Below are 12245 nucleotides of genomic sequence, written 5' to 3'. Positions count from 1 at the left end.
TTATTTGAAAGAATTAAAGGAATTTCAATTCAGATTTGAACTGATTATGAAAAAAGTATCTTTAGATTTGAGGTGGTTATGAAAAAAATTGCATGTCTTTCAGCTCTAGCTTGTTTACTTGCTGTGTCCACAGGTTCAGCAGTAGCAAAGAATACCGTTTATTTGGGTTTTGCGAAAGGTGAGATGCAAGGTGTTATGGAGCAAGTTATTGGCTTTAATTTAAAATACCATTATGAACAGCAATATAACCCAATAAGTTGGCTTGCTTCTTTTACAGAAATTGAAGGAAATTATATTAAATTCAATGGCATGTATCATAAAGGTCAATATTATGGTGTGACTGTTGGCCCCTTATACCATCTAAATAATTGGGCAGGTGTCTATAGTATTATAGGTTTAGGCTATGGAAAAGCCCATGCTAACGATACTAAATGCTACGATCTGAATCAGAAAAAAAGTGCTACCGGATTTTCTTATGCTGCAGGTATCCAGTTAAACCCACATAAGCATATCACTCTAGATATTGGCTATGAAAAAAGCCGTGTTGGTACTATAGATATAGGTTCTTGGATTTTTGGTATAGGCTGTCATTTTTAAATTTTTATAGATTACAGATCAAAAAGCGGCCCACCATGGGCCACTTTTTATATGTCTTATCTCATTTTCTTACCTTCTCATCGAAACTATTAAAAATAAAAACACATTATTATTAATAATAATAGAATATACAATATGAAATGATCTTGATCATTTCAAAGAGAAATATAAATATGAAATTATATTTAAAAGATTATTAAATAATATTCTGTGTAAATCTAAATCTTAAAAAACAAAAAACTAAAATAAACAAAAATTTTATTATTTAAATAATATCAATAAAATAATTATGTAATCATTAATATACAACATTAAGCACATTTTGCTACAAGATAACAATAGCATTGATATTAATAGTAATATACGTAACCAGTCATTTTTCAGCAAATGCAGAATTTTTGCTTTTCGTATAGTTATGTACAAAAAATAGTTCTTCTGTACTGCAAAATACAAACAATATTGTATATATCAAGAGGACATTGAATGGATTGTCGTGCAAAAATCGTAATCACATGCCCCCAGGAATCTCTTAAAAATATAGACCAACATATTGAAGGATTTCGACAGGCGCGTAAAGCGCATCGTCGTGAGTTAATTGATGATTACGTAGAATTAATTTTTGATTTGATGTGTGAATTTGGTGAAGCACGTCAGATTGATATGGCAGTACGTCTTGGTGTTTCACAACCAACAGTAGCTAAAATGCTCAAACGTCTCAGCATTACAGGATTGATTGACCAGATGCCATATCGTGCTGTTTTTCTAACGATTGAAGGTGAGAAATTGGCTGAGGCAAATCGAATGCGGCATCATATTGTAGAAACTTTTTTATTATCTATAGGAATTAGCATTGAAACCGCGCGTCGTGATTCTGAAGGTCTAGAACATCATGTTAGTGATGAAACATTAGCTGCTTTTCAAAAATTTTATCAGAGATAACATTTTGTGTTAGTTTGTTTTTTATTAAATATTTTTAATTAAATGTAATTATTTTTTCTCTTAAATAACTTTAAGCTACAATTATTGGTTTGTAGAAAAGTTTCAAGGAAAAAATAAATTAAAAATATGCCTACTAATTTTATGTAGGCAGGTGTCTGTCTATTAAATTAGAGGTGATTAATTTTTATGGATAGATATTTACGATATATTTGCAAATACTTATCTATTAATTTTTAAAAAATTTTTTATTTAGATAGCATCTTTTTCTTGAAAAGATTTCATACCAGACAATCCAAAAAAATAATCGCCAGAATATTTATTTTGCAAAATAAATATTCTGGTTTAACAATATATTATTAATAATAATACTATAGCAACGTTATATAACCATAGTTCATCATATACTGTTCTATTTTTAATAACATATTGAATTATAACTGAAATATTTGTCTCGATATTTTGTGAATCTACTTATTTATTAAATATACTAATTGTTAATCAAGAAACCATAAAACATCTTTATCGTATTTCGCGCTCTATTATAGTACAATAAAAACATTGAAATGATACATTACATATGATTCTTGACTGGTTACGCCATTAATATTTCTAAAAATAAAAATTTAATTCAATGCATACTGTTCGCTATATATTTAATTTTAATTGATGGTTAGAATCATCATGCGTTATAGTAGATTACGGTCATTATAATATTTAACTATGTAAGTTAGATATTATAATGACTAATTTAATTTCATCGCATTATTTTTGCTGATATTTTATCTGTTAACGATTTTTATATATGCACTGGCAAACACACCTTACGTTCAATAAAGAATTGAGTTGCAATAGTAGCGTGTATACAAAATAAAACTATTTGTTAAAGTGACGCAAAAGTGATCGTTATCTTTAGTAGTTTCCTAATTTTGGGTTATGATACAGGCGCCATTTTAAAGAGTATTCTTAATTTATGTATGAATACTCATTATTAACACCATTTACCATAGATTTAATCAATAATTAGTGTAATTATCTAGTGCTACATTTTCGGTTTTAATTTTTACATATCTTGATAGCATAGCATAGGGTAGCGAGTAGCAAAATCCTTTTAACAGTATTAATTTTTCAATGGTACTATTTGTAACAGCAATTTTGCCCAATATTGAATAGATGATTTTATATTATTGAATATTAAGAAAAATCTCGCGTGCCGTTCAATAACAGAAAAAGCATTTATTATTGCAATGTTAACAACTAAAAAACTAAGTTCACTTGTAACTACACAAAGACTAATTATCTTATATACACAAATGTTACCCACGTTTTTGTTAGTTGTGCAGACTATTTTTTATTGAAACTTTTTCATTGGTACAACCATATATGTATGTTCATTCAAAACTTAACTGTTGTCAATAATATTATGTAGTTTACGCCAACTAGGTTAAGAAAAGTAAATGTGAATGATAACGTTGCTTTATTTTTTACTACTTTTAAAACCATTATTTTAATATTAATTATTAATGACTTTTTTAGAAATTAATTAATCAGTTGTATTAGACGGCGCAGCATGATAATGATGTTGATTTTCTTGTACTAGACGTTTAGTTGCTAGTTGTACATTCAATTATGTAAGGCCAGAAGGTATTGACGCTCAAATGAATATATATTGGGTAATTGTTTTTATTAGGTATATTAATGTATAGAAGTTTTCAGTAAGGAGCATCACTAGTTACTTACTGAGTATTATAGAAATGTTCTTAGACGTCTTAGTGGATTATTTATCCAAGCAACAATATTTTCTATATAGATTGCTAACTTTTTTATCTCTTTCATATTTTCAATTTTAATTTCATTCTTTGGCGAATTATTAAGTAATTTTTTCAATTATTGGGCTTAGAAGAGCATGTTTTGTTATTCAATATGTGCAAGAAATTACAATTATTCGTTAGAATGAATTGAGCATTATTTACATATTGGTTATCTGATAAAATATACTAACATACTTTAAAAGTCAAAAGTAGAAAATTTGTAATATTTAGTTGTTAAGTTACTTATAGGCTAGCATTCAAGCTAGCTTTTTTATTGATTTTCATGTTTTAAAAAATTTTAACCGTATTTATATGATATAAAATATTTATAAGATGAATATCTTATTATTAAATAATTTTAATTTTTGATTTTGATTCATACTTCAAATTTCATTTGAAATAAATATTCATCATTTTTATGTTAAATAAAAATTAATTTCACTTTGTATAAGTGCTAAAATTTATCAATATTTATTTTCTTTTAAATATAAAATATTTTATTGCATTTTTAAAAATGCAATAAAATATTTTATATTATTAATAACAATTAAGTTTTTTAAATTAATTTATTTTTTTATATTAATTAGGTAATCTGATTACTATTTTAAAAAAAATTTTAAAAAAGGACATTATGATGAGTGATGCATTTAAGATTTTAAATAATATTCGTACATTGCGTGCACATGCACGTGAACTAACTTTAGCCGATTTAGAAGAAATCTTGGAAAAATTAACTATAGTAGTGAAAGAACGTCGCGAAGAAGTAGAAGCAGAAGAAGCTCAAAATCGTGAAAAAGAAGAAAAACTTTCTAAATATCGCGAAATGCTATTAGCTGATGGCATCGATCCAAATGAATTACTCGGAATGTTAGAAACTAGCAAAAAACGAATCAAACGTCCTCCACGTCCTGCAAGATACTTTTATATTGATGAAAATGGTGAAAAAAAATCCTGGACTGGTCAAGGTCGAACTCCTGCTGCAATCAAAAAAGCAATGGAAATAGGAAAAAGTTTAGACGATTTTTTAATTAAATAATTTGCACAATAATAGTAATTAAAAGTCGGAAATAATATTTAAATCCGACTTTTTTCTTTTAATATTTTCAATAAATAAAATATAAATTTATTATATGTAAATATATATAGAATCTAGTTTAATTTAAAAAAATGCGCACATGATTTCTCTAATATTTTTAGTTATCTTAGTAATATTAATTTCTTTTAAAGAAAGAAGTTAGATGTTTTATAATATATTATAAATAATACTCTAGAATTCATATTTTTTATCTCTACTAAATAAGTAAATTTCAGAAAAATAATTTTTTTAAAAAAAACAACATTTTTACTTAGTAGAAGATATTATAAATAATAATTTTTAAAAATTAAATCTTTTTTATAAAAAAAATAAAAAAATCTAATATGTAAAATATGATGAGGTTTTTTCTTAAAATAAAAAAATTAATATTTTATCTATTATAAAATATGTTAGAACTAATATTGACGGCTAGATAATATACACTTTTAGAAAATTTTAACAATTTATTTCAATATTAAAATAATTTGCAAAATATTCTTCATCATAATACTGATATTTTATCTAATTTCTTAGATATTATTGTTTAATGAAAAAAATTTAAATCTATTTTTTATAGAAATAATTATTTCTCATATTTTAAAGAAAAATATTTTTAACATCTTCCGTTATTAAAAATATTAATTTACTTCATTTACTCCTCAATTAGTACAAACTTCACAATTTTTGTCTTGCATAACTTTTACTGTAAGAAATTTAGCATGCATAGCATCGTAAATTAACATGCATGAACTAGCTGGTGTTCCAAATTCTGTGAGTACTTTTATAGTTTCCATAGCTTGCATTGTACCTATTACACCAACTAAGGGAGCTATAACACCAGTTTCAGTGCAGCTTAAATGCTGTTCACCAAATAGACGACTAATACAATGATAGCATGGCTCACCTAATTTCCAAGTGAATACGCTTAGTTGACCTTGCATCCAAATTGCTGCACCAGAAACTAATGGTATTTTATTCTGAAAACATAATCTGTTAATCTGTTCACGTGTAATTATGTTATCAGTACAATCTAATATTACATGGTGTCGAGCAATTAATACTGCAAATTTATTATCATCTAATTTTCCATTAATAAGCTCTAGTTTACAATCAGGATTAATCAATGTTAGCTTCTGTGCGGCTGAAACTATTTTAGGTAATCTAATATCTGTCTGACTGTGCAAAATTTGACGATGTAAATTAGTTAGGCTAACGGTATCAAAATCTAATAAAGTAATATGACCAATGCCCGATGAAACTAAATAGGGTAAAGCAGCACAACCCAGTCCACCAATTCCTACTACTAATACGTGTGAAAACTTTAATTTTTCTTGAGCTTTGAAGTTAAAACCAGGTACTACAATTTGTCTATTATAGCGTAATATTTCTTCATCAGTTAATTCCATAGCACTATCTCCTAAACAAGTTATTGAAATATTCAATTTCTACCCATTCACCGGGATATACATTGCCACGTTCACATTCTAAAACAATAAAACAATCTCCTATAACAAATGAGCTAAAAATATGCGAATCTTGCAGACCCGTACTAGACACTTCTAGTACACCATCCTTTGCACAACTCAGAATACCACGCTGAAATTCAAGACGTCCTGGCGATTTTTTCAAAAAATCTATAGCACGAGCTTTTTGACGTAGAGGGTAAATCCGGTCAGTTTGACCCATAAGTCTAAGTAACATAGGTTGTACTAAATGATAAAAAGTTACCGTAGCGGAGACTGTATTTCCAGGTAGCCCACAAAACAAACTGTTTTTTAATTGGCCAAATAAAAATGGTTTTCCAGGTTTAATCGCTAATTTCCACAAGATGATGGTACCTAAATTTTCCAGTATTTTTTTAGTAAAATCCATTTCACCAACTGATACACCACCGCTCGTAATTACTACATCTGCTACGCTATTACCTGTATTAAATGCTTCACATAAATCTTGCATATTATCTTCAACAATTCCAAGATCGATTACTTCACAACCAAGCTGATTCAACATGAACATTAATGTAAAACGATTAATATCATAAATTTTACCTTCTAATAGTGATTTACCCAAAGTTTGAAGTTCATTACCGATAGAGAGAATAGCTACACGAAGTTTACGTAATACATGTATTTTTTTAATACCCAGTGAAGCTAGCAATGATAGTTCAGCAATGCCAAGCCGTGTACCACTTGATAATACTTTACTATTTATCTTAATTTCTTCACCCATACGACGAATATTTTGGCCAACATATACTGGTTGAGTAATAACAATACCATTATTACAGTGTTCTATGTGTTCTTGCATTACTACCACATTGCATGTAGTAGGAATTTTTGCACCAGTCATAATACGAAGAACACTTCCATTTGGCCATTTCCCAGTAAAAGGAATACCAGCAAAAATTGTACCTGCAATAGGCATAACACGATTTATGGTAATATCATTCATGCGAACTGCATAACCGTCCATTGCTGAGTTATCAAAAGACGGCTTATTTGATGGTGAAAAAATGGGTTGGGCAGTAATGCGTCCTAAAGCTTGAAAAAGCGAAAGCTCTAGATAATCACTAACAGGTATTAACTGTTCTTGCATTTTTTGCTGTGCTTCTTTAAAAGAAAGGAGCTTTGAATTAAAATATTTCATGATTTTCTTAATTTAAATAAGATCTTATTGTACTATATTAATAGTACAATTAAATACAACAAATTTAATATATTTAAAACGTTATTATTTTCTATATTTTATTCTTTCTTTGATGTTGTTAATTAATATAAATTAACAGAGAATGGTATTTCTATACTTATACGATGAACAGAAATATTCTACTGTATATTCGATTAAAAATTAAATTATTGAAATTTCAATGAGATGCGGAATGTAGCAATTAATCTAAAGATACATTACTACTTATAAATTAGTAATAATCCGATTTTATTAAAAACAGAAAATGGATTTAGATATTGTTTAATTTTTATAAACAAAATAATATATAAATATCTCTTTACATTAATCCGCATACTCTGACATCTAAATAAAGAAAAATTAAAAAATATTTTTAGCAGCATAGTTATATATCTCCAATGGAGTTTTCAAAAAACACATCCTCAGCATCACAAAAAACAACATTGAATGATTAATACAACATTGAACATTTAAAATGTCTAACGATATGATATTTATTTATATATTATTCAATCAATATTACAGTAGACAATATACGTTATTTTTAGATGCAATAAATAAAAACTCGTTTTGTTTTGTCTATTCTATAGATATACAACTAGAAAAAACTTAACATTATTTTTAGATAAATTAAAAAATACAGATGCTATGGAATACTTTGGAGTAAATACATAATGCTCAGTCAAGAATTGGAACTCACTTTAAATATAGCTTTCGCTAGCGCGTGTCAGCATCGCCATGAATTTATGACAATCGAGCATTTATTATTAGTTTTACTAAATAATCCATCGGTTAAAAAAGTTTTAGAAGCCTGTACAGTGGATATTATGACTATGCGACACGAACTTGAAATTTTTATTGAGCATACTACACCATTGTTCCCAGCAACTAACAAAGAATGTAATACACAACCAACACTCGGTTTTCAACGTGTATTACAGAGAGCAATTTTTAACGTTCGTACATCCGGAAGCAAAGAAGTTTCCGGAGCAAATGTACTAATTGCAATTTTCAGCGAACAAGAATCACAAGCTGCTTATTTGCTTAAAAAACATGAAGTAAACCCTTTTGATATAGCTAATCTTGTGTTTCCTGGTAAAATTAACAATAAGTTAAATTCATTGTGTAGTGATACAAAACGCTTTATTAAAAAAAAACAAGTAAAGATGGAAAAGTATATAGAAAAGTTTACAACTAATCTTAATCACCTTGCTCATATTGACCATATTGATCCGTTAATCGTTCGCGATAAAGAATTAGAACGTACTATTCAAGTATTATGCCGTCGTCGTAAAAATAATCCATTACTAGTAGGTGAATCTGGTGTAGGTAAAACTGCAATTGCTGAAGGACTTGCTTGGCGTATAGTGCGTAATGAGATACAAGAAGTAATGCAAAAATGTATTGTATATTCTCTTGATATAGGAGCATTATTATCAGGTACTAAATACCGTGGTGATTTTGAAAAACGTTTTAAAATTCTATTAAAACAAATGGAATTTGATAAACAAAGTATTTTGTTTATTGATGAAATTCATACTATTATAGGAACGGGTTCGGCATCAGGTAGTCAACTAGATATAGCAAATTTTATTAAACCATTACTGTCTAGTGGTAAAATTCGCATAATTGGATCCACCACTTATCAAGAATTTCGAAATCTTTTTGAAAAAGATAGAGTATTAGCTCGTCGTTTTCAAAAAATTGATATTCTTGAACCTTCTCTAGAAGAGACAGTACAAATTCTTAATGGCTTAAAATCAAAATATGAAACGCATCATAATGTACGTTATACTTCAAAATCATTACGTGCAGCTGTAGAATTAGCAGTAAAATATATTAACGGGCGTTATTTACCTGATAAAGCAATAGATATTATTGATGAAGCAGGCGCGTGTTCACGTTTACTACCGGCTACTCGACGTAGAAAAATTATTCATGTTTCGGATATTGAAAGAGTAGTAGCACATATTGCGCGTGTCCCACAGCAAAGTGTATCAGCTAGTGATCGTGATAGACTAAAAAATTTAAGTAGTCGATTAAAAAAATTAGTATTTGGTCAAGATAAAGCTATTGAAGCATTAACTGAAGCTATCAAGGTAAGTCGTGCCGGTCTTAGACAAGAATATAAACCAGTTGGATCGTTTCTATTTGCTGGTCCGACAGGCGTAGGAAAAACTGAAGTGACAGTACAGTTGTCAAAGGCACTAGATATGAAATTATTGCGTTTTGATATGTCTGAATATATGGAACGTCATAGTATTAGTCGCCTAATTGGTACATCTCCGGGTTATATTGGTTTCGATAATGGAGGATACCTTACTGATGCTATAATTAAAAATCCATATTCAGTGTTATTATTAGATGAAATTGAAAAAGCTCATCCGGATATTTTTAATTTAATGCTACAAGTTATGGATTATGGTATATTAACAGATAATAATGGTCGGAAAGCTGATTTTCGCAATGTAGTACTTGTAATGACTACTAATGCTGGAGCATATGAAGCTGAACGCAATTCTATTGGATTAGTTAAGCAAAATTGTAGCGTAGATACAATAGCAGAGATTAAAAAAATTTTCCTGCCTGAATTTCGTAACCGTTTTGATAGTATTATCTGGTTTGAGCATCTTTCAATAGAAGTCATTTATCAAGTTGTAGATAAGTTTATCGTAGAATTACAGTCTCAGCTTAATAAAAAAGGTGTTTTTTTACAAGTAAGTCAAAATGCTCGTAGTTGGTTGGCTGAAATGGGTTATGATAGAACTATGGGAGCACGCCCCATGTCACGTATAGTGCAAGAAAATTTGAAACAACCGCTCGCAAACGAATTACTATTTGGTTCATTAGTAAAAGGTGGTTCTGTATCAATAGATTTAGATAAAAATAAAAATCAATTAACATATTTATTTTAAATAAAACCATACGGATGGTATGCGTATATTTTAGAATCCTAAAAAACCGAAGGTTTGTGCGCTCGGTCTTTTAGGAAAGTCAACAAGAATGTGTACGAACGAAAACTAGCGACTGCGGAAGACAATTCGACCCTTGCTAAGATCGTACGGAGTTAACTCGACAGTTACCTTGTCCCCTGTTAAAATGCGAATATAATTTTTACGCATTTTGCCCGAGATATGAGCAGTAACTATATGTTTATTTTCAAGTTCTACACGAAACATAGTATTAGGTAGTGTATCCAGCACGGTACCTTGCATTTCAATATTATCTTCTTTAGCCATTGAATCCTCTAGGTGAATAACCAAACTATTTGAATTAAGTAAGATAATGCCGGATTTTGTGATTCATGTACAGAGTTCTTACAGCTTATTCTAATATGTCGAGTAAAATTAAATATTTATTTAAATTTAAATTTCTTTGTAAGAAGAAGCTCAAGAGACATAAATGCACAATATGTTTTATTTATTGACATGAATGTATATGTTATAAATATAAGTACAGATCAACTTAAATCGGCTCAATAAACGTCAATTATAGCATATTGATAGATCACTTTATTAATTATCCTTATTCAACATATTGAAATATTTATAGAAAATGATTATTTTCTAACTTAGACTAAAGAAATCTATTATCGTACTTTACAAATATCAATCTTATTCATGTGGAATTTTTATTAGATAATTAACTGTTAAATATATCATTTTTTTTATATAGCATAGTAATTTAATAGATATTAAAGATAATGTAATAAAATATTTATCTAATAATATAAATAATTTTTATTGTTATTATTTTTAATTTTCATCCATATTAAGTAATTACAGAGTTATAATCATATAAAAAATTATCAAACATTTCAAAAAATATCTCAGTAATATAATTTAGTAGAATAATCAAGCGATTGATATACATTGATAATTTATGTGTATCTTAAAAATACAATCGACATTGTATTGTTTTAATTTAATGTAATTATTTATATTAAATTTTAATTGCTATTGCTACTAGTTATGCTATCAAGATAACGTTCTGCATCTAACGCGGCCATACAGCCAGTAGCAGATGAAGTGATTGCCTGACGATAAACATGATCTATGACGTCACCAGCTGCGAATACACCTGGCACACTAGTTTGTGTTATATTACCCTTACAACCCCCTTTTACTTTAATATAGCCATTTTCTAGTGCTAGTTGATCTTCAAATATTTTACTATTAGGATTATGACCTATTGCAACAAACAATCCGCTGACTTCAATATATTTATTTTCTTGATTTTTAGTAGATAAAAGTTTTAATCCTGTTACACCCATTTCGTTCCCGATTACTTCTTCTAGTTTTTGACTAGTATATAATACTATGTTACCTGTCTTCACTTTTTCCATTAAACGATCGATAAGAATTTTCTCTGCGCGAAAATTGTCACGACGGTGAATTAAATATACTATGGAAGCAATGTTAGCTAAATAGAGCGATTCTTCTATTGCCGTATTGCCTCCACCGATTACTGCCACCTGTTTATTTCGGTAGAAAAATCCATCGCATGTTGCACAAGCTGATACTCCTTTACCTTTAAAAAATTCTTCTGATGGTAAACCTAAATAACGTGCTGAAGCACCTGTTGCAATAATCAGTGCATCTGTAATATACATATAATTATCACCAAACAAACGAAATGGACGACTCTGTAAATTCACTGTGTGGATATGGTCAACAAGAATTTCGGTGTTAAATTTCTTGGCATGTTCGTACATACGTTCCATTAAAGATGGACCTGTTAAATCGTACGGGTTACCTGGCCAGTTTTCTATTTCATTTGTTGTAGTGAGTTGGCCACCTTTTTGTAGTCCCGTAATTAATAATGGTTTCAAGTTAGCACGTGCTGCATAAATTGCTGCGGTATAACCTGCTGGACCGGATCCTAAAATAAGCAACCTGCTATTTTTGAAAGTTTTCATGTTTACCTTAATTTTGTGTCATATAAAATAATTTATAATTATAATGAAATAAAAAAATCTAATAAACTGTACAAACATATTAAAAATTTTTATCAATTATACTTCAATCTATATAATGCGGTATGATTGCAATATAATATATTTTATTTGAAATATAAGATGTCAAAGCTCAATTTTTATTAAAATTACAAACATTTTACTCTTACTATCTAGATCCTAAAAT

At 28.6% G+C, this 12245-nt stretch carries 8 protein-coding genes; 4 read left to right on the top strand and 4 right to left on the bottom strand.

The window, feature by feature from the left end; translation table 11 throughout:
• Positions 1-78 precede the first annotated feature (78 nt).
• From ompX to BMSBPS_RS01810, 3 genes are all read left to right on the top strand, one after another.
• Positions 79-597, top strand: coding sequence for an outer membrane protein OmpX (ompX, locus tag BMSBPS_RS01820; RefSeq protein WP_022564722.1), 519 nt, complete (start codon positions 79-81; stop codon positions 595-597).
• A 483-nt stretch (positions 598-1080) separates the two neighbouring features.
• Complete coding sequence (mntR, locus tag BMSBPS_RS01815; protein WP_022564721.1) at positions 1081-1536, top strand: manganese-binding transcriptional regulator MntR; 456 nt, start codon at positions 1081-1083, stop codon at positions 1534-1536.
• 2442 nt (positions 1537-3978) lie between these two features.
• Complete coding sequence (locus tag BMSBPS_RS01810; protein WP_022564720.1) at positions 3979-4380, top strand: H-NS family histone-like protein; 402 nt, start codon at positions 3979-3981, stop codon at positions 4378-4380.
• A 698-nt stretch (positions 4381-5078) separates the two neighbouring features.
• Here the strand turns inward: BMSBPS_RS01810 and BMSBPS_RS01805 are convergent.
• Together BMSBPS_RS01805 and moeA are read right to left on the bottom strand one after the other, a co-directional pair.
• Positions 5079-5825, bottom strand: a complete 747-nt coding sequence (locus BMSBPS_RS01805) for a molybdopterin-synthase adenylyltransferase MoeB (RefSeq protein ID WP_022564719.1) — start codon at positions 5823-5825, stop codon at positions 5079-5081.
• 4 nt (positions 5826-5829) lie between these two features.
• Positions 5830-7065 carry a molybdopterin molybdotransferase MoeA gene (gene moeA / locus BMSBPS_RS01800; RefSeq protein ID WP_044170026.1) on the bottom strand — a complete coding sequence of 412 codons (1236 nt, stop codon included), beginning with the start codon at positions 7063-7065 and terminating at the stop codon, positions 5830-5832.
• Between the two features lie 713 nt (positions 7066-7778).
• On the opposite strand from moeA, the gene clpA reads away from it, so the two are divergent.
• The gene (clpA, locus tag BMSBPS_RS01795; RefSeq protein ID WP_022564717.1) at positions 7779-10019 is read left to right on the top strand and encodes an ATP-dependent Clp protease ATP-binding subunit ClpA; all 2241 of its coding nucleotides are present in this window, start codon (positions 7779-7781) and stop codon (positions 10017-10019) included.
• A 105-nt stretch (positions 10020-10124) separates the two neighbouring features.
• On the opposite strand, the gene infA is transcribed toward clpA, so the two are convergent.
• Both infA and trxB read right to left on the bottom strand, forming a co-directional pair.
• The gene (gene infA / locus BMSBPS_RS01790; protein WP_022564716.1) at positions 10125-10343 is read right to left on the bottom strand and encodes a translation initiation factor IF-1; all 219 of its coding nucleotides are present in this window, start codon (positions 10341-10343) and stop codon (positions 10125-10127) included.
• Positions 10344-11053: 710 nt separating this feature from the next.
• On the bottom strand, positions 11054-12022 hold the full coding sequence (gene trxB / locus BMSBPS_RS01785) for a thioredoxin-disulfide reductase (RefSeq protein ID WP_022564715.1): 969 nt from the start codon (positions 12020-12022) through the stop codon (positions 11054-11056).
• Between the last annotated feature and the right edge of the window lie 223 nt (positions 12023-12245).

The organism is Candidatus Pantoea carbekii (assembly GCF_000971765.1).
In the GTDB taxonomy this organism is placed as follows: Bacteria; Pseudomonadota; Gammaproteobacteria; order Enterobacterales; family Enterobacteriaceae; genus Pantoea_A; species Pantoea_A carbekii.
This window is presented reverse-complemented; position numbering and strand designations above follow the sequence as displayed.

What these genes read in the sequence shown, in the direction of transcription:
- moeA (WP_044170026.1), bottom strand. Translation starts at nt 7,065, where the DNA reads ATGAAATATTTTAATTCAAAGCTCCTTTCTTTTAAAGAAGCACAGCAA.
- BMSBPS_RS01805 (WP_022564719.1), bottom strand. Translation starts at nt 5,825, where the DNA reads ATGGAATTAACTGATGAAGAAATATTACGCTATAATAGACAAATTGTA.
- trxB (WP_022564715.1), bottom strand. Translation starts at nt 12,022, where the DNA reads ATGAAAACTTTCAAAAATAGCAGGTTGCTTATTTTAGGATCCGGTCCA.
- infA (WP_022564716.1), bottom strand. Translation starts at nt 10,343, where the DNA reads ATGGCTAAAGAAGATAATATTGAAATGCAAGGTACCGTGCTGGATACA.
- mntR (WP_022564721.1), top strand. Translation starts at nt 1,081, where the DNA reads ATGGATTGTCGTGCAAAAATCGTAATCACATGCCCCCAGGAATCTCTT.
- BMSBPS_RS01810 (WP_022564720.1), top strand. Translation starts at nt 3,979, where the DNA reads ATGAGTGATGCATTTAAGATTTTAAATAATATTCGTACATTGCGTGCA.
- ompX (WP_022564722.1), top strand. Translation starts at nt 79, where the DNA reads ATGAAAAAAATTGCATGTCTTTCAGCTCTAGCTTGTTTACTTGCTGTG.
- clpA (WP_022564717.1), top strand. Translation starts at nt 7,779, where the DNA reads ATGCTCAGTCAAGAATTGGAACTCACTTTAAATATAGCTTTCGCTAGC.